Origin of the sequence: Arthrobacter sp. 2MCAF15 (assembly GCF_052115605.1) — a bacterium.
Lineage (GTDB): Bacteria > Actinomycetota > Actinomycetes > Actinomycetales > Micrococcaceae > Arthrobacter.
Window position 1 is genome coordinate 196,351 of record NZ_JBFRGZ010000012.1, and the last position, 19,840, is coordinate 216,190.

General features: G+C 65.4%; 15 protein-coding genes and 2 pseudogenes. 6 read left to right on the forward strand and 11 right to left on the reverse strand.

Going from position 1 to position 19,840, the window contains the following annotated elements; translation table 11 throughout:
* The first annotated feature begins 175 nt into the window (after positions 1–175).
* The 4 genes from AB4089_RS14945 to AB4089_RS14960 all read left to right on the forward strand — a co-directional run bounded on the left by AB4089_RS14945 (position 176) and on the right by AB4089_RS14960 (position 5,526).
* Positions 176–1,261, forward strand: coding sequence for a zinc-binding dehydrogenase (locus tag AB4089_RS14945; protein ID WP_441410059.1), 1,086 nt, complete (start codon positions 176–178; stop codon positions 1,259–1,261).
* A gap of 132 nt (positions 1,262–1,393) precedes the next feature.
* Positions 1,394–2,917, forward strand: a complete 1,524-nt coding sequence (locus tag AB4089_RS14950) for a 4-hydroxyphenylacetate 3-hydroxylase N-terminal domain-containing protein (RefSeq protein ID WP_441410060.1) — start codon at positions 1,394–1,396, stop codon at positions 2,915–2,917.
* A gap of 8 nt (positions 2,918–2,925) precedes the next feature.
* Positions 2,926–4,359, forward strand: a complete 1,434-nt coding sequence (locus AB4089_RS14955) for an MmgE/PrpD family protein (RefSeq protein ID WP_441410061.1) — start codon at positions 2,926–2,928, stop codon at positions 4,357–4,359.
* Positions 4,360–4,374: 15 nt separating this feature from the next.
* Positions 4,375–5,526: a flavin reductase gene (locus AB4089_RS14960; protein WP_441410062.1), complete on the forward strand. Its 1,152-nt coding sequence runs from the start codon at positions 4,375–4,377 to the stop codon at positions 5,524–5,526.
* Between the two features lie 222 nt (positions 5,527–5,748).
* Here AB4089_RS14960 and AB4089_RS14965 read toward each other — a convergent pair whose 3' ends face one another.
* Together AB4089_RS14965 and AB4089_RS14970 are read right to left on the reverse strand one after the other, a co-directional pair.
* The gene (locus tag AB4089_RS14965) at positions 5,749–7,371 is read right to left on the reverse strand and encodes an FAD-dependent monooxygenase (RefSeq protein ID WP_441410063.1); all 1,623 of its coding nucleotides are present in this window, start codon (positions 7,369–7,371) and stop codon (positions 5,749–5,751) included.
* A gap of 54 nt (positions 7,372–7,425) precedes the next feature.
* On the reverse strand, positions 7,426–8,277 hold the full coding sequence (locus AB4089_RS14970) for a fumarylacetoacetate hydrolase family protein (protein WP_441410064.1): 852 nt from the start codon (positions 8,275–8,277) through the stop codon (positions 7,426–7,428).
* 202 nt (positions 8,278–8,479) lie between these two features.
* On the opposite strand from AB4089_RS14970, the pseudogene AB4089_RS14975 reads away from it, so the two are divergent.
* Positions 8,480–8,791, forward strand: a pseudogene (locus AB4089_RS14975) (amino acid permease); the annotation flags it as partial.
* A gap of 408 nt (positions 8,792–9,199) precedes the next feature.
* Here AB4089_RS14975 and AB4089_RS14980 read toward each other — a convergent pair.
* The 7 genes and pseudogenes from AB4089_RS14980 to AB4089_RS15010 form a co-directional block, all read right to left on the reverse strand.
* Complete coding sequence (locus AB4089_RS14980) at positions 9,200–9,346, reverse strand: SHOCT domain-containing protein (RefSeq protein ID WP_441410065.1); 147 nt, start codon at positions 9,344–9,346, stop codon at positions 9,200–9,202.
* 671 nt (positions 9,347–10,017) lie between these two features.
* Positions 10,018–11,712 carry an alpha-amylase family glycosyl hydrolase gene (locus tag AB4089_RS14985; RefSeq protein WP_441410066.1) on the reverse strand — a complete coding sequence of 565 codons (1,695 nt, stop codon included), beginning with the start codon at positions 11,710–11,712 and terminating at the stop codon, positions 10,018–10,020.
* Positions 11,709–12,641, reverse strand: coding sequence for a carbohydrate ABC transporter permease (locus AB4089_RS14990; RefSeq protein WP_441410067.1), 933 nt, complete (start codon positions 12,639–12,641; stop codon positions 11,709–11,711). The genes AB4089_RS14985 and AB4089_RS14990 overlap by 4 nt, the downstream gene beginning before the upstream one ends.
* On the reverse strand, positions 12,638–13,720 hold the full coding sequence (locus AB4089_RS14995; protein WP_441410068.1) for a carbohydrate ABC transporter permease: 1,083 nt from the start codon (positions 13,718–13,720) through the stop codon (positions 12,638–12,640). Before AB4089_RS14995 ends, AB4089_RS14990 begins: the two co-directional genes overlap by 4 nt.
* A 79-nt stretch (positions 13,721–13,799) precedes the next feature.
* Positions 13,800–15,122: an ABC transporter substrate-binding protein gene (locus tag AB4089_RS15000; protein WP_441410069.1), complete on the reverse strand. Its 1,323-nt coding sequence runs from the start codon at positions 15,120–15,122 to the stop codon at positions 13,800–13,802.
* A gap of 137 nt (positions 15,123–15,259) precedes the next feature.
* The gene (locus tag AB4089_RS15005; RefSeq protein WP_441410070.1) at positions 15,260–16,282 is read right to left on the reverse strand and encodes a LacI family DNA-binding transcriptional regulator; all 1,023 of its coding nucleotides are present in this window, start codon (positions 16,280–16,282) and stop codon (positions 15,260–15,262) included.
* Between the two features lie 132 nt (positions 16,283–16,414).
* Positions 16,415–17,202, reverse strand: a pseudogene (locus AB4089_RS15010) (YegS/Rv2252/BmrU family lipid kinase); the annotation flags it as partial.
* Positions 17,203–17,322: 120 nt separating this feature from the next.
* Between AB4089_RS15010 and AB4089_RS15015 the strand changes: the two are divergent.
* Complete coding sequence (locus AB4089_RS15015) at positions 17,323–17,526, forward strand: hypothetical protein (RefSeq protein ID WP_441410071.1); 204 nt, start codon at positions 17,323–17,325, stop codon at positions 17,524–17,526.
* 107 nt (positions 17,527–17,633) lie between these two features.
* Here AB4089_RS15015 and AB4089_RS15020 read toward each other — a convergent pair whose 3' ends face one another.
* Complete coding sequence (locus AB4089_RS15020; RefSeq protein ID WP_441410072.1) at positions 17,634–18,896, reverse strand: DnaJ domain-containing protein; 1,263 nt, start codon at positions 18,894–18,896, stop codon at positions 17,634–17,636.
* Positions 18,897–19,350: 454 nt separating this feature from the next.
* The coding region (locus tag AB4089_RS15025) for a hypothetical protein (protein ID WP_441410073.1) at positions 19,351–19,840 on the reverse strand (490 nt) is incomplete at its 5' end.

The following is a 19,840-nucleotide window of genomic DNA, read 5'->3' on the forward strand; positions in this document are numbered from 1 at the left end:
TCCCCTCAATGAGTGAGCCGGAATCACCGGCATGGACGTGACTCAGACCACAAATATAAATATAGTGGTTAATGAAGTGCAAAATATATAAATAATCGATTATTTGACGTTGAGCCAAAGGCGGGTCCCAGGCTCGCCAAGCAGGCAGACGTATGACCAGACGAGGGAGTCCAGGATGAAAGCTGCAGTCATCAACGAAATCAATGGCAGGTTTGATGTGGAGGAGATCAGCATTGGGGTTCCGGTGGGCCGCGAGGTTCTCGTGGAAGTTAGGGCTGCAGGCTTGTGCCATTCGGATCTGCTGGTCGCCTCGATCGACCGGGGGCGCCCGCTCCCTATGGTTGTTGGGCATGAAATGGCCGGCATCGTGGCCGCCGTCGGTCCTGATGTCCGGGACCTCGCTGTCGGGGACCATGTTGTTGGCTCTGAAGTGAAGTTCTGCGGGCACTGCGAGGAATGCCTGGCTGGCCACAGCTACCGGTGCGTGAATCCCGGCGAGGTCTCCCGACCGCCCGCTGCCGGGTCCAAGCTGCGCAGGAGCAGCGGGGATGTGCACGCCTTTGGTGTCGCCGCCTTTGCCGAGTACACCATCTGCCACGCCAACACGCTGGTGCGGATTCCCAAGGAACTGCCCTTCCCGCAGGCCGCCGTGCTCAGCTGTGCGGCCATCACGGGCGTGGGTGCGGCGCTTAATACGGCGAAGGTCCAGCCCGGCGACACGGTTGCCGTCATTGGCCTGGGCGGCATCGGCCTTAATATCCTGTCCGGCGCCCGGATCGCCGGGGCCAACACAATCATCGGTGTGGATGTGCATCCGGCAAAGCTCGAACTGGCTGCCCGCTTCGGCGCCACGCACGTGGTGAACTCCAGCGAAGAGGATGCTGTGGCCAAGGTCCGGGCGATCAGCGACCGCGGAGTGCACCATTCGTTCGAGGCGATCGGGCTTGGAGTAACCCAGGCCCAGGCCATCGAGATGACCCGCGTGGGCGGCGGCGCCTACTTCATCGGCATACCCCAAGGCGCGCCCCTGGAAGTGGACGTGCTGCGCTCCCTTATCGCATCACAGCGGCGCATCCAGGGTGTCTACATGGGGTCGAGCAACATCCGCCGGGACATTCCGATGTACGCCGAACTCTATCTGCAGGGCCGGCTGAACCTCGATGACCTGGTGGCCCAGGAAATTCCGCTCGGGGAGATCAATGAGGCTTACCGTCTGCAGGAATCCGGTGCCATCGCCCGCAGTGTCATCACGTCGTTCTGACGCAACGGCGGTCGAGGCATTGCCAAGCCTAGCCATTTTATATAAAATCAAGCAAAGAATATATTTTTACCTCACAATGTTGTGAAGGTTCCACGGGTGCCACCACAGGTGCCAGCCAAGAAGGAGATCACAGTGACTGCACGCACCGGAGCAGAGTACAAGCGGGGCCTGGCCGACGGCCGCGAGGTGTGGCTGGGAGCGGAGCGCATCTCCGTCCTCGAGCACCCGGCCTTCAAGGGTTCCGTCGAGGGCATGGCCGGCTACTTCGACTACCAGCACAAATACGCGGCGGACTGCCTGACCGCAGACCCCATGTCAGGTGAGGCCATGAACGTGAGCCACTCGCTCCCCAGGAACGGGGAGGACATTGCCCGCCGCCACCGTGCCTTCGACCGCCTGGCCCGGTACTCCAACGGCATGCTTGGCCGCACGCCGGACTACGTCAATGTGGTCCTGGCCGGTCACGTCTCCCGCCAGGACATCTTCGACCGCTCCGGGGACCCCGTGTACCACCAGCGGCTGGCGGCGTACCACCGCGAGGTCATCGAAAAGGACCTCGCGCTGACCCACACCATCGTGCATGCCGCAATCGACAAGAGCGTCGGCGAGCTCCAGGGCATGAACGAGGAACTCACCCTGCGCGTAGTGGAGCGAACCGAGCAGGGCCTGATCGTCAAGGGCGCCAAGATGCTGGCCACGCTGGGCCCCATCGCCGACGAGCTCTATGTCTACCCGGCAGTGCCCATCCAGAAGGGCTTCGAGGAATACGCCATTTCATTTGCCATTCCGGTGGCCACTCCGGGCGTCGTCGCCGTCTGCCGGGACCACTACGGCGTCGACGCCGACGTTGCGGACAGGCCGTTCTCCTCGCGCTTTGACGAGCAGGACGCCGTCATCATCTTCGACGACGTACTGGTGCCCTGGGACCGCGTGTTCATCGATGGCAACCTGGACGTCTACAACTCCATCAACGCCGGCACCGCCTCCGGCAACACCCAGCAGCAGACGGCAATCCGCGCCGCCGTGAAGCTGGAGTTCGCCTACGACCTCTGCACGCAGATCGCCAAGGTGACCGGTACCGAGAACAAGCCCGACGTCGGCGCGATGCTCGGTGAGATCTACACCTACCTGCGCCTCACCCGCGCGGCCATCCACTCCGCGGAACTGCGGGCCTCGGACTGGGGAGGCGGAGCCTTCTTCTGCCACGACGACATCAGCGCCCTGCGGGCCATCATGCCCGGCTGGATGATCCGGATCAACGAAATCATCAAGTCCATGGGCTCGCACAACCTGCTGGCAACTCCCACGGGCGGCGCCTTCAACGATCCGCGCCTGGGCCCGCTGCTGACGAAGTACCTGCCCGGCGCCAACGGCATCAGCGCCCAGGAACGCGCCCGCATCATGCGCACCGCCTGGGACTTCGCCGGCTCGGCACTGGGCAGCCGGATCGAACTCTACGAACGGTTCTACCTCGGCAGCATCGGCCGCGCCCGCGCCCTGGACCACCGCAAGGCCCAGGCCGCCGGGGAGACCGGCGCCTACAATGCGATGTTCGAGGAAATCGATGGCTTCCCCTCTGCCTCGGACGGCGCTGCATCGGACGGCGAAACTGCCGCCCCCGCCAGCGACCGGATCGCCGTCGGGGCGCGTGCCTAGGTTTCGCCATGACCGCGCAGACATCAGAGGCCGCAGGCCTCGGAAGCAGCCTGGAAAACATGACGGGGACCGTGGCCCGGCATGTCGCTGACACCAGCTTCGAGGCATTTGACCCCGGCACCGTGGCCCGGGCCAAGATCCGCATCATCGATGCGCTGGGCAACATTGCTGCAGGCCACCGCGCCCAGGGCAACGACGCCCTCGTGGACCTCGCCCGCCGCTGGGGCGGTGCCCAGGAATCACGGGTGCTGGTCCACGGCATCCGCCTGCCGGCACACAACGCGGCGATGGTCAACGCGGTCATGATGCGGTCTTACGACTTCGAACCGATCGGCGCGGAATACGAGGACCAGACGCAGTCCGCAGCCCACATCAGCGGCACCACGGTTCCGGTGGCCCTGGCCGTCGCCGAGCGGCAGCGCTCCTCGGGCCGCGACCTGCTCACCGCGCTGATCCTGGGGGACGACCTCACCTCGCGCCTCGCCGCGGCGTCGGGCTTTGACGTCTACAGCGGCCAGGACAACACAGGTACCGTCAACGGCCTCGGCGGCACGGCCGTCGCCGCCAAACTCATGGGGCTCGACGCGGACCAGATCCGCAATGCGCTGGGAATCGCGGTGAACCAACTGTCCGGGACCGTGGCCAACATCTTCGACCAGACGCTTGCGTTCAAACTGCCCATCGCCTTCGCCGCCCGCAACTCGATCGTGTCCGCGGAGCTGGCGCAGGCCGGTTTCACCGGCCCGGCGGACGCCATTGCGGGTCCGCACGGGTTCCTGGACATGTACTGCTCGTCACCGGCCCCGGAGATGGTGACCCGTCGGCTTGGCCACGCCTTCTACGCAGACTGCGTGATCAAGCCCTGGGCCTCGTGCCGGGCGAGCCACCCCTCACTGGACGCCTGCGTGCGGCTGGCCACGGAGAACCCGCTGAACGTGGAAGAGATCGAGGAGATCCTCATCCATGTGACCCCGCGGACCCTGAAGGGTTTCGTGGGCCAGCCGTTCGTGATCGGGGACTGCCCGGAGGTTTCTGGTGCCTTCAGCATCCGTTTCACCGCCGCCACGGCCCTGATGTATAGGACGGTCCGGCCGGAACACCTGACGCTGGAGCACATGCAGGATCCGAGGCTGCAGCGGCTGCTGGACAAGATCCGGCTGGTTGATTCACTGCCGCCTGCGGAATCGCTCACCGCCGAAGTGGAGCTGCGGCTCCGGGACGGTTCGGTGCTCAGGACCAGGACGGACGTGCCTAAGGGGGACATCTACGCCAGCCCGATGAGCGAGGCGGAAATCCTGGACAAGTACCACGCCAATGCCCAATTCGGCGGCAGGATCCTGCGCAGGAATGCCGAGGAAGCGGTCCGGCTCATCCAGCGCCTTGAGGAGCTGGACACTCTGGAACCCCTCATCAAGCTCTTCACACCCGACCTTCAGCACTAAATCCCAGGAGATGAAATGAATACACCCCAGGTTGTACCCACCGCGGAGATCACCGTCGATCCCGCCGCTTTCCGTCACGTTGTGGGCCATTTCGCCAGCGGCGTCACAGTGATCACCACAGTCGTCGACGGTGAGCTGTACGGAACGACGGCGTCGGCCGTGTCATCGCTGTCCATGGAGCCTCCCATGATGCTCGCCTGCCTTAACCGCTCCAGCTCCACGCACGACGCCGTGCTAAAGGCCGGAGTGTTCGGCATCAACATCCTGGCCGAGGACCAGAGTGACCTCGCCATGAAGTTCGGACGCAAGGGTGGAGACAAGTTCGACGGCGTCTCCGTCACCATGTCCGCGGAGGGGGTTCCCATGCTGGACGGCGCCCTTGCCACCATCGTCTGCAGGGTGGCGGAAACCCCCACTGGCGGCACGCACACCGTCTTCCTGGGCCAGGTCACGGACGCCAAGGCAAGCGCAGGCGAACCGCTGGCGTACTTCCGCGGCGCCTTCGGACGGCTGGAAAGGGTCAAAGAGCTCGCGGCCTACGACGCCGTGCGTGACTGGGTGCTGGGCCGCCGCACCCCGCTGCATCACGCCTTGGATCCGGTCGAGATCGCTGCCCAGGCCAAGTCCGATCCTCACAACGTCCACAATGCCCTGGTTAAGTTGACGGCCGAATCCCTCGTTATTCGGGGAGACAGGGGCGAATTCCTGCCCGCGCCCATCACCCGCCAGTTGACGGACAGTGTCTACGACGGCCGCCTCACCATTGAGCTGGGCGTCCTCGCTAGCCACTTCGAGAAGTTCACGGACGAGGACATTGCGGAGCTGAGCCGGCTAACCGACGAGCTGGCTGTGCTGCGCCAAGGCGGCCAGGAAGCGCTGGACACCTTCCTCAAGACCAACGCGAAGTACCACAACCGCCTGGTGAGCGTGGCGGGCTCCGCCCAGCTCACCGACGCCTTCCGCCGCCTCGGAGTCGGCACGGTCTGGCGCCAGGCCCTCAATAGTGAAGAGTGGGCCCGGAAGATGGATCACAGCCACATCGTGGAGCTCACGGCAGCGCTGAAGGAACATGACCACGCGCGGGCGGCGGACGCGCTCCGCCTGCACACGTCCTTCGGCAAACAGCTGGCCAGCGACGTGATTGAGCGCCACGGCGGCGAGGTCTAAAAAGCAGCGTATAGTCCGACGGCGGGGCCGCACCCCGGGATTCCGATCCCGCGGGTGCGGCCCCGCCGTCGTTCGCCCTTCCCAACCAGGTACCGGCAGGGGCCGTTCTGAGCGTCCAGAACGGCCCGTGCCAGTCAGTTGGGCGTGCAGACAGCAAAAAGGCGGGGAGCCCCAACTGGCTCCCCGCTCCTTTGTTCCTGTTGTCTTGTTTGCCGCTGTTTGTCAGCGTGTGGCCGGCAACCGTGTTTCCACCTGCCGCAGGCCGGCCAGGTCCGGCACGTAGGCGGCCAGTTCTTCAAACGCCGCCTGCTCTGTGCCCGGGGTGGTGGCTGCTGCAACGTAGCGGTCGGGACGAACCACCAGCGTCATACCGCTGCCTGCGACGGCCGCGAAAACGCCGCTGGTGTCGGTCACGGAGGTGGAGCCGGTCAGCGCCAGGCGCGCGCCGCCGTCGTTCGCCACGGTGCCGCTCCCATCGATGCCCAGCTGCCGGACCTCAAGGGGTGCGCGGCGGTCGTGGGGAAAGTGCAACAGCGCCCAGCCCGTACCGAGGACGGTGTCCAGCGGGACGGCGTCGCCGGAGGGAAGCGTGACCTGCGGCTGGGACAGGGAGCGGCCCACCAGGGCGGCGGCCCGCTTCGGAACTGCAGTGCCCGGGTCCGCCACGCAGCCATCGGTGAAGTGCGGCTGCTTGAGGAACTTCATGCCGGCGAGCCAGGCCTTGGCCGCCGGCATGATGCCGGAGGCGGTGATGGCGGCGTCGCGAATGGCGGTGAGCGCAGGGTTGACGTTCATCACCACTTTGCCGATCCGGTGGGACAGGCGCACCATGTCCACCGCGTGCGGGCGCCGCTCTGCCTGGTAGGTGTCCACCAGGACATCGGTGCCGTTACCGCGGACGTTCGCGGCGATTTTCCAGGCGAGGTTGGCGGCGTCCCGGATGCCGGCGTTCAGGGCCTGGCCGGCGAACGGGGGCATCATGTGGGCTGCGTCCCCGGCGAGGAGCACGTGCCCCACGCGGTAGTTCAGGGCCACTCGCTGGTGGGCAACGTAGACGGCGGCGCGGCGGATGTCCGCCGGGGCAATTCTCTGGAACGGCGCGATGAGCCTGATGATGGCCTCCGGAGAGGTCACCGCCGCGGCGTCCTCGCCGGGGAGGAGCATGAACTCGTAGCGGCGGCGGCCGTTGACGCCGGGGACCACAACGACGGGACGCGTCCCGTTGCAGTGGAACTCGGAGAACCGCTCAGGGTCACCCGGGGTGTTGATGATGTCCACCACGATCCACTTCTGGACCTGGGTGGAACCTTCCATGGGGATGCCGAGCTGGGAGCGGACCGGGCTGCGGCCGCCGTCGCACGCCACCACCCACTTGGAGCGGACGGTGTGTTTGCCGTCGTCGTCGATCAGCACCGTGTCCACATGCTCCGGGCCGTCCGTGATGCGGAACGCTTCGGTGCTGAAGCGGACGTCGATCAGCGGACGGGCCCGGGTGGCTTCGAGGAGCAATGATTCCATCACGGGCTGGTCGAACTGCGACTTGCCGGGCTGGCCCAGCCGAGGGCTCGCCGGGTGGACCTCCGCCAGCAGCTGTTCCTTCCGGCCGAAGTAGCGGGCGCCCGTGTCCAGGAGCATCTCCGGCGCCAGCCGGTCCAGAATGCCGATCTGCTGCATGACCCGCAGCGTCTCGTCGGTGGCGCTGATGGCCCGCGGTTCATCGCTGGTCCCGGCATGGCGTTCAACGAGCATCACGTTGACGCCCTGGTCCGCCAGCAGGTTCGCCGCAGCCAGGCCGATGGGGCCCGCCCCGATGACCAGTACGTCGGTTTCGATGATTTTGTCCATGCCGATCTAAGTTCCGTTCCTTAAGAGTGCAGTCGGGGGCGGGCGCAGAGCCGGTCAGGAGACGAGTTCCACCGCGTTTTTCAGGGTGCCCAGGCCGGTGATTTCCACCTCCACCACGTCCCCTTCCGAGAGCAGGCCAGACGGTTCCATGAACAGGCCCACACCGCCGGGGGTGCCGGTGACGATCACGTCGCCGGGGGAGAGTTTGGTGAAGCCGGTGACGTAGGCGATCAGCTGCGGAATGGTGAAGTACAGGTCGGCCACGGAGGCCTTCTGGCGAATGTCGCCGTTGACCCGGGTTTCCAGGGTGAGCCCGTTGACGTCGCCCAGCTCGGCGGCGGGGACGAGGTAGGGGCCGAAGCCGCCGGTGCCGGGGAAGTTCTTACCGGGGATCCATTGGGAAGCCGCGAGCTGCCAGTCGCGGACGCTGAGGTCGTTGTAGGCGGCGTAGCCGGCAACGTAGTCAAAGGCGTCCTCTTCGGCGACGTGGAACGCTTCCTTGCCGATCACCAGGGCCATTTCGCCTTCGTAGTCGAACTTGGTGGTGGTGGCAGGCATTTGGGCCGGCTGCAGGTGGCCCATCTGGGAGTCGGCGAAGCGGGTGAAGACGGTGGGGGCCTTTTGCTCCGTCTTGCCGGATTCCTCCTGGTGGCTGCGGTAGTTCACGCCGATGCAGATGATCTTGCCGGGATCCGTGACGGCCGGGAGGAACTTGATGTCCGATTCCGCGCGGGACGGGGCGCTGCGGAACTCTTCACCGACCGTGCCGAAGATGCCCTGCTCGACGGCGGCGCGGAGCGTGCGGGCAAGGTTGGTTCCGCTGGGGCCGAGATCGTACGCCTGTCCGTCGGCAATGATGCCCCACGTGGGGGAGCCGTCTGCGGATACGAAGCTTGCGTAGTTCATGATTGTGGATCCTTTCGCGGCGGCGGTGCGCCGGGGAGGTGACGCAGTCCCTTCCCTGTCGGCGGCTTTGCCAGACAGGAGGAATGTGCATCTTTTGATAAGGAATACATTATCTTGTTTTTACGCATTCTGACCAGAGTGAGCTCCAGGGTGGTGTCCCGTCGCAACGAAGGTCCTGCACCATTGAGTCCCGTACCGGGAGCTGGTCACCCAATATCCCCAGTCAGCCGGCGCGGCGCTCTACACTCACAAGGCGTTCGGGATCCACTTCGTCACCTTCCTGGTCGCGTTCGCCGTCGTCTGCTCCGGCGTCAGCAGTGCCTCCACGTGCGCGAACGTCCTAGCCCAGAACTTCTTTGGAGGGTTGGCGATCAAGGGCTGGATGGAGATGCCCGAGCGGGAGGTGGTCACCTTGGTTGCGTTGGGCATTATGCTGCTGCTGGCGGTCATCAACCTGCGCGGCGTGGGGGAGAGCGTGAAGTTCAACGTCGTGCTAATCCTGGTTGAGGTGACGGCCCTGTGCATCGTGACCGGTGTCAACTTCTACGTGATTGCACGGGGGACGGGGAATCCCGCGAGATTATGGTCTTCAACAATTTCTCGATCGACTCGGTCCAACCGTTGCGGTGCATCTCCAGCCGTTCCTCCGTCGGGAACGGTCCCTCCGAGAGCACTACGCGCGCCTTTGCCGGAACTCCCGAGGGAGATGTCGACGACGATTTCCCGGTCGTCCGGCGCCGATTCCTCCCAGCGGAATGAGTACACCAGCAACCACGGAGGAGCGATCTCCAGGAACTCGCCTGAGAGATGGAGCGGCCGGCCTCCGGTGGGGTCATGTGGAATCGGTGGAGGCCGGCTTCCGTGCGGTTCGGTTCGAGTGCTGTTCATTCGGCGGGACCATGGCCAACGCCGCCGCCAGCCGTCAGTTGCCGAGCAGACGTCTCTTCTGGGCAGCGAATTCGTCCTCGGAGAGGACACCCGCGTCCCGAAGTGCGGCGAGTTTGCTGAGCTCATCGGCAACACCCGCCATCGGAGGTACCGACGGCATGGCTGGGAGCGCGGAACTCACAGTCGGCCCATCTGCCGCCGGGAGAGCATGGTTCGTTGCTTCTTTGCCCGTGATAAGTCGTTCAAAGAACAACGTGACAGGGCTTCTCGGATAGCCGGAGCGGCCAATGATCGCATCCGGACCGTACTGCGATGGCGAGACCCGGGACGTCACTCCAAATGGCGAATGAACAGTCTCATTCTGGTGCAGGCTCAGCTTGTGACCACATCCGCGGCAGTCCTGTGTCGCGAGCATACCGACCTCTGTGAGCCCCACGGAGGCAATTGCAGCAGTTCCGCGGCCCAAATTCCGTCCCCAATTGCCGATGGCGCTGCCGGTGCACCTCGCGCAGTCTCTGCAACTTGTCTCAACTTTTACGCGTCCCACAAAGCCCCCTTAGTAAAGGCTGCAAACCAATACTTGTGCCGCCGATTTCACTCCGACTATAGCGATCCAGTGATCACAAATGGTTCAGCGTCGCCTCTGCATGTTTAGCTCCATCGAAGGAACACTCACCTGCCTCGACTCCTGGTCCGCAACAGGATTCGGTGGTGGCACGAAATCGAAGTCTTCGGTGTCTCCAGCGCAACCGCCGAGGCCGGTTGCTTGGGGCAGGGCCCCGCCGAAGAACGCGGGCGCGAGTGGTTCCGATGCTGCGGCAACGGCGGCTACCGTATCAGCTCGGCCAACCCTCAGCCGCGAAGCACCCAGACGGCGTTGTTAGGCTGCAGCCGGCCTTCCTCGGCCAGTGGCACGGCGCTGAGCAACACCGTGCCGGCCGGGAGCTGCACGGGCTCGGCGCCCATCGCGACGGCGACCAGGAAGTGCTCGTTGCGTTCGCAGATGAGAAGGTGTCCGGGCTCGACCCGCCAGCTGCCGCCGTCGTTGGCGGTGAAGATCTCGTTCTTCCACAACTGCCGGCGCAGCTCCAGCGCGGTCTTGGTCAGATTCAGGGCGGACTGCGGGTCCTGCTCCTGGCGCTCGACGGAGTGGGTTCCCCAGCCCGAGGGGACCGGGAGCCACGGTTCCGCGGCGGTCCCGGCCAACGAGAAGCCGTGGTTCATCGTCGCGTCGTCGGTCCAGGGCAGCGGGACGCGGGCGCCGTCGCGGCAGACGCCGCCGCGGGCCCACATCGGATCCACCCGGGCCTCCACGGGGACGTCGACCTCCGGCAGCACGAGCTCCTGGCCCTGGTAGATGTAGGCGGCGCCGGGCAGTCCGAGCAAAGCCACCAGGGCCGCGCGGGCCCGGACGCTGCCGAGCTCGCCGCCGCCGAACCGGGTGACGGATCGGACGATGTCGTGGTTTTCCAGCGCCCACGTGGGGGCGGCGCCGTGAAGCTGCCGGGCGGCCTCGAGTTCATTCCCGACGGCGGCCCACGCCTCGGCGTCCCAGCCCAGTTTCACGAACGCAAACGCGAAGGCCTGCTGCATCTCGTCGGCCCGGGTGTAGCGGGCGGCGCGGGCCGGCTCCAGGTTGACCTCGCCCACGAGCAGCCGGTGCGGCTCGTACTTCTCGGCGAGGGTGCGCCAGCGGCGGTAGACCTCGTGAACGTCCTCCTGGTCCGAGACCTGCGGGTTGGACCGCAGCCCGTCCACCACCCCGCCCGTGGAGGGCGAGTCCGGCAGCCCGTCGGCCTTGAACAGCGCATGCGCGACGTCGATGCGCAGCCCGTCCACGCCCTTGTCGAACCAGAAGCGCAGCACGCCGTCGAAGTAGTCGCCGACGGCGGGATTTCGCCAGTTCCAGTCCGGCTGCCCGGCCGAGAACAGGTGCAGGTACCAGTCCGTATCCGTCGCCGAACCGGGTGTCGCCCGGCTCCAGGCCCGGCCGCCGAAGACGCTCTGCCAGTTGTTCGGCGGGACGTCGTTGGCTGAATCGATTGAGCCGCCCGATGCGGCGCCGGACGCGGACCCGGCGTCGTCGTCGTCGGTCATGTCCACCGGACCCGTCACAAAGTGGAACATGTCCCGCTCCGGCGAGCCCGGGCCGGCCGCGACGGCCGCTTGGAACAGCGGGTGCTCCGAGGAGCAGTGGTTGGGGACCACGTCGAGCAGGATCCGCAGCCCCAGCGCGTGTGCCTTAGAAAGGAGCGACTCGAACTGTTCCATGGTGCCGAACAGCGGGTCCACGTCGCAGTAGTCGGTCACGTCGTAGCCCTGGTCCACCTGCGGGGAGGGCTGGAACGGGGTCATCCAGATGCCGTCGACGCCGAGGGCGGCGATGTAGGGCAGCCGGGCGATGAGCCCGGCGAGGTCGCCCACGCCGTCGCCGTCGCCGTCGGCGAAGGAGCGTGGGTAGACCTCGTAGATGACGGCGGACTGCCACCAGTCCGGGGCGGGCGCAACAGCGGTCTCCTCAACCGGGCACACAGGACGCGCGCTCATTTGCTCGCGCCCGCGGTGAGGCCCTCGACGATCCGTCGCTGGAAGATCAGCACCATAATGACCAACGGTACGGTGACGATCACGCCGGCGGCCATCTGCTCGCCGAAGGGCGCCTGGAATTCGGTGGCGCCGGTGAACTTGGAGATCGCGACCGTGGCGGTCTGGATCTTGGGGTCGTTGATCATGGACAGCGCGATGATGAACTCGTTCCAGCTGTGGATGAACGTCAGGATCGCGGTGGTGAAGACGCCCGGCGCGGCGAGCGGCAGCAGGACCCGGCGGAACGCCTGCCACTTGGTGCAGCCGTCGATCATCGCGGCTTCCTCGAGGTCGAACGGCAGGGCCTTCATGAACGTGGTGAGGTTCCAGACCGCCAGCGGGATCGCGAAGGACAGACTCGGCACAATCATGGCCTGGTAGGTGTTGATCCAGCCGAGGTCCGTGAAGAGGCGCAGCAGCGGCACCACCACGGAAATGCCGGGGAACATGGACGTCGCGATGATCACGCCCAGGATCACCGACTTGAAGCGGAAGTTCAGCCGGGAGATCGCGTAGGCGGCGAACACGCCAAGGAGCAGGGCGAACACCGTGGTGGTGCCGGCCACGACCAGGGAGTTCAGCAGGGCCTGGCCGAACATGGTGGAGCCGTCGAACACCTTGGCGTAATTCTCCAGCGAGAACGGCGCCGGCAGCAGGGTGTTGTCGAAGATGTCGGCGGTGCGGCGGAGGCTGGAGACCAGCATCCAGTAGAACGGCGCCAGGCAGTAGGCGAAGATCAGCGCCAGGCCCAGGTACACCGAGTAGGAGCGCCACGTGCGCTTGGGTTTTTCGGGACGGCCGACGGCGGTGGACGCCCCGGGTGCGCCGGAATCAGTGGCGCCCGTGGCGCCGGAGTTGGTTGCGGCGTTGCGGAGGTCGGAGATGGTCATCGGGTGGCCTCGGCCTTCTTCTGTTCAGCGATTTCCTGGTCAGTGTTCGCCTGGGTGCGGGTTGCCTTGGTGCGGTTCTTCTTCGAGATCAGCTTCAGTTCCTTGGCGCCGGTGACGTCGGCGCCGAGCACCTTGACGAACACGATCGCGACGACGGCGACGTACAGGAAGAGCATGACTGCGAACGCGGAGGCGGAGCCGTAGCGGAGCTGGTTGGATTCGTCCCACGCGAGCATCGAGAGGGTCTCCACCGATTCCTTGCCGGGGCCGATCAGCACGAACGGCAGATCGAACATGCGCAGGGCGTCGAGCATGCGGAACAGCACGGCGACCAGGAGGGTGGGCTTGACCAGCGGCAGGGTGATGGAGCCGAGCTGGCGCCACCAGCCGGCGCCGTCGATCTTGGCCGCCTCGTAGACTTCGCCGGGGATGACCTGCATGCCGGCGAGGACCAGGAGGCCGATGAACGGGGCGGTCTTCCAGACTTCGGCGATGATGATGGCCGCGCGGGAGGCGTTGCCCTCGGCGGTCCAGAGAATTTCGCTGCCGAGCAGGGTGTTGGCGATGCCGTCGGACTGGAAGATCCAGCGCCACAGCAGGCCGGACACCGCGGTGGGCACGGCCCAGGGGACCAGGATGCTGGCGCGCAGGAAGGACCGCCCTCGGAAGGCGCGGTTCATGGCCAGGGCCAGGCAGAGGCCCAGGACGGTCTCGAGGAACACGGTGGTGATGGTGAAGAAGGTGGTGTTGCCGAGCGCGTTGAGGAAGCGCCGGCCGGTTTCACCGACGAAGAGGTCAGCGTAGTTGGCCAGGCCCACGAAGGATTCGACGTCGGCCACGAAGCCGTCCGCGTCCAGTCCCGATTCGGCGCGGAACAGGGACTGGTGCACCGCGGCGAGCAGCGGGTAAACGATCACCAAGGCCAGGACCAGGATGGTGGGGGAGAGCAGCAGCGCGGCCATGCGGCCTTCGCCGGGAGTGCGGTTGCCGCGGTTGCCGCGTTTGCGCGGGCTGGCTGGGCTGGCTGTTTGCGGCGTGCCGGGCTGCGCGCCGGCGGGCGGGGCGGTGGTCGTCGTCATTCTGGGAACCTCACTGGGGTTGCAGCTGCCGGGCCGGCCGGGGTGAACCGGCCGGCCCGGCTGATGCTATGGGGCGGAATTACTTGGCGGAGAGCTCGGTGAGCTTGGCCTGCATGTCGTTCAGGGCCGTGTCCGTGTCCTTCTTGCCGGTGATGGCCGCGTACGCCTCTTCCTGGATCGCCTTGGTGGTGGCGCCGTACTGGACCACCTTGGGGCGGGGCTGGGCGTTGTTCAGCGAGGTCAGCAGCGTGGGGAAGAAGGGGCGCTTGGCGACGACGGCGGGGTCAGCGTAGAGGGACGCGTACGCCGGGGCGCGGGAGGACAGGGCCAGGCGCTTCTGGGCCTGCTCCTCGCTGGTGAAGAACTTGATGAACTCCAGCGCCGTGGCCTTGTTCGCGGTGAACGGGGAGACGGCGAGGTTGCGACCGCCGAGGGTGGAGACGCCGGGCCCGTCGGTGCCCGGGATGGAGGTGATGCCGAACTTGCCGGCCACCTTGCTGGAGCCGTCGGTGGCGCTCAGGGAAGCGTGCAGGAAGGGCCAGTTGCGCAGGAAGACGAGCTTGCCGTCCTGGAACGCGCGGCGGCCCTGCTCTTCGAGGTAGGTGATGGCGTCGGAGGGGAAGAGGCCGTCCTTGAAGCCGTCCACCAGTAGGTTCAGGCCCTTCTTGGCCTCGGGGGTGTTGACGGTGGGCTTGCCGTCGGCGTCCACCACGGTGCCGCCGGCGGAGGCCACGGCCTCGGAGAAGTTGACGGTGAGGGCCTCGTTCTTGTCGAACTGGCCGGCGTAGCAGGACATGCCCGCGGCTTCGGGGAGGGCCAGGATGGCCTTGCAGGCGGTCTTCATCTCGTCCCAGGTCTTGGGCGGGGCGGCGATGCCGGCGGCCTTGAGAAGGTCCGAGCGGAAGTAGAACAGCGCGCCGTCGGTGTAGTACGGGGCGCCCACCAGGGTGTCCCGGTACGTCGCGGCGTTCACGGTGGCGGGGATCATTTTGTCCGTGGGGATCGCGTCCTGGGGCAGCGGCAGGATCCACTTGTTGGCGGCGAACTCGGAGGTCCAGACGACGTCCAGGTTCAGCACGCTGAAGGTGTCCGACTTGATCTGGGCGTTCTGGATGAGCTGCTGGCGCTGCTGGTCCGCGGAGTCCGGCAGTTCGATGAACGTGACCTTCTCCTCCGGGTGCGCGGCGTTCCATTCCTCGATGCTCTTGTTCGCGGCACCGGAGGCGTCGCGGTTGGAGACGTAGTTGATGGGGCCCTTGCCCTCGAAGGACGCGGCGGCGGCCTTAGGGGCGCTCTTCGCCTCCGTGGCGGTCCCGCCGCAGCCGGTGAGGGCGACGGCGGCGACGGTCAGGGATGCTGTGGTGGCCATAAGAGTCGGCCAGGTGCGGCGGCGCTGCCTCATGTGTTGCTCCTTGTTGTGGGGTTGGTGCGCGTGGGGTGGTGCGGGTGGTTTGGTGCATGCGGAATCGCGGCGGGTTGCCTGGTGGCACGGGGGAGGTGCCGGCTGTCGCCGTGGGTGGGTGGGTGGTGTTGGTGGTGCTAGCTGGTTGGTTCTTGGGTGCCGGGTGGGGCCGGGTTCGCCGAAACCGGGTTCGGCGGCGCGGTGGAGCCGCGCTCGATCAGCCGGTGCGGCATGATCTTCGGCCCCAGGTCGCGGGAGCGGAGCAGTTTCTTCACGGCCATCCGTCCCATGTCCTCGAGCGGCTGGGCCATGGTGCTCAGCGGCGGGTTCACGTGCAGGGAGGTGGAGGTGTTGTCGAAGCCCAGGACGGAGATGTCTTCCGGCACCCGGAGCCCGCGCCGCTGCAGTTCATTGACGACGGCGGCGCCCATCTCGTCGCTCATCGCGAAGATGGCGGTGAGCCCGGGTTCCTGCTGCAGCAGCTCGTCCACGCCGGGAGCGCCGCTTTTGTAGAAGAAGCTGCCGGTGGCGGTGACAGGGGTGCAATTGGCCTCGGCCATGGCGCGGAGGTAGCCGCGTTTGCGGGGCTGGGCGACGTAGATTGACGCCGGGTCGCCGGTCAGCAGGCCGATGCGCCGGTGGCCGAGCCGCAGCAGGTGACGGGTCGCGTCGTAGGCTGCCTGCTCGTCGTCGATGGCCACGCTGGGCGAGCCGGACTTGTCGCTGATGGCGACGGAGATGATGGGGACGTTAGGACCCAGCAGCTGCCTGGTCTCCGGCGTGATCACCGCGGAGATGAGGATGACGCCGGCGGCCCGGTAGGTGCGCAGGGTCCGGAGATAGCCGGCGATGTAGGCGGATTTGGCGCCGGTCCGGCCGAGCATTACGGCGTAGCCGCGTTCCTGGGCTTCCTCCTCCACACCTTGCATGACCTGGGAGGCCAGGGCATCCGAGACCATGGGGGCAAGCAGCCCGATCACGGACGTCTGCCGGGTTTTGAGGCCCCGGGCGAGGTAGTCCGTTTCGTAGGAGAGGCTCTTGACCGCGGTTTCGACGCGTTCCCGGGTTTCGTCGGAGTACCCGACGAGCCCGTTGACAACCCGGGAGACGGTGGCCGGAGAGACGCCGGCGTGCTTGGCGACATCGCGGATGGTAACCACTGTTCCTCCTCCCTGAGGGTGTCTGCTGGGTTGTTGACGCATTTGCGGACGCGTTGCGCAAACGGTTTACGTAAACGGTTTCGTTACGTGCAGGATCAACAGTAAGGGGAGACGTGCCGAAGGCGTGACTGTTTAGGAAACAACGCCCTCAGGAGGGGCCTCGGCGCCCGGTCCGTCGAACAATGCACTCGTGCTGCTCTGGGGCACCACGACGTGGACGGCGTTGCGCTGGACAGTGAAATCGGTGAGCGTTGTGGTGGCGATCTCGCCGTCGAGGCTCACCGGCAGCTGCTGGTCGGCGACCAGCCGGACACGCCTGGTGGTCAGGTGGTACACACTGTCGTGTTTGATGAAGCTTCCGTCTTTGAGCAGCCGCGCGATACTCACGTGCTCCCGGACGGGCCCGGCCAGGATGGCGTACAAGTCAAGGGTGTGATCGTCGATCCTCGCCGTGGGGGAGAAAGTGTTGCCGCCGCCGTAATGCCGGCCGTTGCCGACGGCCACCTGGAGCCGGTCGTCGAGTTCCATCGGTTCGTGGTCCCCGTCGGGGAACTCGAAGCGGGCCCGGAACGCCTTGTGCCGGGCATAAGCCGTCAGCATGGCGATGCTGTACGCCAACGGCCCGATGTATCGCTTCAGGCGGGGGCTGAGAGCTTCGGTGACAGACACCGACAGGCCCACGGACGCGACGTTGAGGAATGGCTCGCCGTTGGCCCGGCCGAGGTCGATGTCCACCACCTTCCCTTCGGCGATGGTGGCGCACGCCTCGGCAAGATTGTTGGGTATCTCAAGCGTGCGGGCGAAATCGTTGGCGGTGCCCTGCGGAAGAACGCCGAGCACCACGTTCATGCCGGCAACCCGGCCGCGGCGTAGGACACCGTCCCGTCGCCGCCGCCGACAACCACCAGGTCATGCCCGTCCCTGTGCGTTTCCTATGGCGCCGGCGGCCGTCGGTAACAGTTCATCCGGTCCTATGAGCGTGGAGGCGCCGGGCTCGAACCGCCGGCGGCGTTCACTCGACCCGGAGGACCTTCGGGTACTTGATCGCCAGACCGTCCAAGTTCTATCCCGCCCGGCCGTTGGCCCTGGCCGTCATCGCCGCGGCCTCCTTGCTAAACGCGTCTGCAGGCAACGCGGCCGACTCCACCGCCTGGACCGCTTCGGCCTACCGCGGCAGCGTCAATGTGGTGGAGGGTCTGACGAGTGCCAGCAGGGGATCGACGGCGTCGGCTTCGTCTGCCTGATGCCGCTCATGACCGTGGACGACATCGACGAAGCTGCGAGAAAGACGCCGTCCTACCGCGCGCCGGGACAGTTGGAGTTTGGGGACAGCAGGCCTCTTGTTCCTTGTCTACAGCATGGAGCGGAGGAGTCCGGCCAAAGCTGGGACCTGGACCACATGCGGAGCATCGCCCTGTACCAAGAAAGCATGGACCTCGGATACAAGTTCTTGTGGAGTAACCATCCGAATGGGTGCCCGCCCGGGATGCGGGAACATGCCAGCACGCTCAACCGACGGTAGGGAGAGTCTTCCCGTTGGTGAATGCAGTACTACCCAGCCTTCAACGATATATCCGGGATAGACGGCACGTATTGCCTCGACACCTGCTCCCAGCCCAAAGGCCTTGAGCTCTCGGCCGTTGCGAAAAAGCTGCTTATTGTCCCACCAATAGGCGCCGTCTGCCCACATCTTTGAGTCGATCAGAGCGATTCTGTTTCCGGCAATAACGGCATGATCGAGGTCGGCGTGTTCGGACCCAGGCCAACGGAGCCCGTTGATGAGTCGAGCAGACGGGATTACCGGAAGGACTGAGTGGGTGATGAGCCGGGCCGTGCGCCGTTCGCCCTCTGCGCCGATCTCCGCCCTGTCCCCGAAGCGTCCCACCGAGAGACCCCGACCGGGCACACCATGGGCGGTGCGGCTGAGAATCTCCTCAACTAGATAAGCGCTGGCAAGGATGGCGGGAGGAGCAGGGCGTTTCCTTTTTGTCCACCACTTCGGGAACATGGCAGCGACAAACCAGAATCCGGCGGTTAGGGCGGTGATAAGAAGACAGGTTAGCCCCATTACCAACCAGTTGGGGTTTGTCTGAGTAGTGCTGAAGTACCAGATCGTACTGAACAGGGGAGGGACGGTGCACACGCTGCCCAAGACGTAGAAGACGGTTCGCCAAGTGCGTGTCCAGGGAGGTGCGGGCCGACGAATCTTGCGGGCTCCGCCCGACGGCGGGACAAGTGGAGGCAGGTATTCCACCGCCGGTCCGTTCCACGGAGTTGGGGTGGGCGGCTGCTCCATTTCAGCGAAGCCTGCTTCCGCCGTCTGCTGCGATGAGTCCGAATTGGACCGTGACTGTTTCTGTTGCGGCCCGTGGCTGCTGGTTCCTCCTGCGTGCCCGGAGCTTCTGTCCGTCGGAGTGCGGTCGTAGGCCGCTCTACGAGCCGGATCGGAGAGGACCTCGTAGGCTTCCTGAATGAGTCGGAATAAGCCGGTGCTGCCACCCACATCCGGATGCGACGTCCTGAGGCTTCGCTGGTATGCCTTTTTGATTTCGGCTGTGTCGGCCGTCGTTTGTACTCCAAGCACCTCGTAATGCGTGACGGCTGCTTGTGTCATTCGATCTGTTCCTCTCGTTCCCCTTCAGGCAGCCTACCCGCGGGACGCGCTTCTGCCCCTGACTCGACGCCTAATTTCCTTTTGAGCTGTCTTTGACCGCAATTCAGCGGGCTGAACTTCCTGGATCGAGAGGCTTAATCTTGTCGTCACCAGCTGCAATCTTGTTGATGCAGGCTTGAACTTCGCCCCGGAGTTCCTGCTGATGATAATGGTACTTTTCAGGCTCGTACATCCCCGCTTCGAGGTACCGATTACAGCCTTTGATCAAGCCAGGCACCGGTTCTTGGGCGGGGGAATTTGGGCGCAGGTGATGACCGACACGTTTAGTCTGTTCCCGTATGTCCAGAACGCTTAAGTTCGCGTGCTTGAGTCGTCGATGGCTACTCTGGGGGAGCCCGACTTGTTGCTAATGGCGGGAGACGATGGGGACGTTGGGCCCCAGCAGCTGACGTTGTCACAGACTTGGCGGTGCAACTGGCTGCTGGCTGGCGCGGGTAAAGGCGGAAATTCCCGGTTCAAGCGCTGTGACTTTTGCATCCGTGGCAGCAATATCCTTAACACATTTGTGAATCGAACTCCGGAGCTCTATCAGGCCGAAGTAGTACTGGTCGGGCGCATACATGCTGTTCTCCAAGTACTCGTTGCACGCACTGATGATCTGCGACAAGGGTGCTTGAGCGGGGGAAGCAGGAAGAATTTCGCGGCCGGCAAGCTTGGCCTGATTACGAATATCAAGCACGCTGAGATTCGCATGCTTGAAGTCATCGAGGTCTTTGGCGCCCGGGACGAGTAAAGGGGCTCTTCGTGGTTCGTGGGGAAATGACTCCGTGTCGTAGATAAAGAAGGGGCCCGTGGCCCTGCTGGGATGAGTGTGTCTAGCATTCAAACCAGGAACAGGACCACGAGCCTTGACTGAGCCTATCGTTGTGGCGTCCGACGCTGCC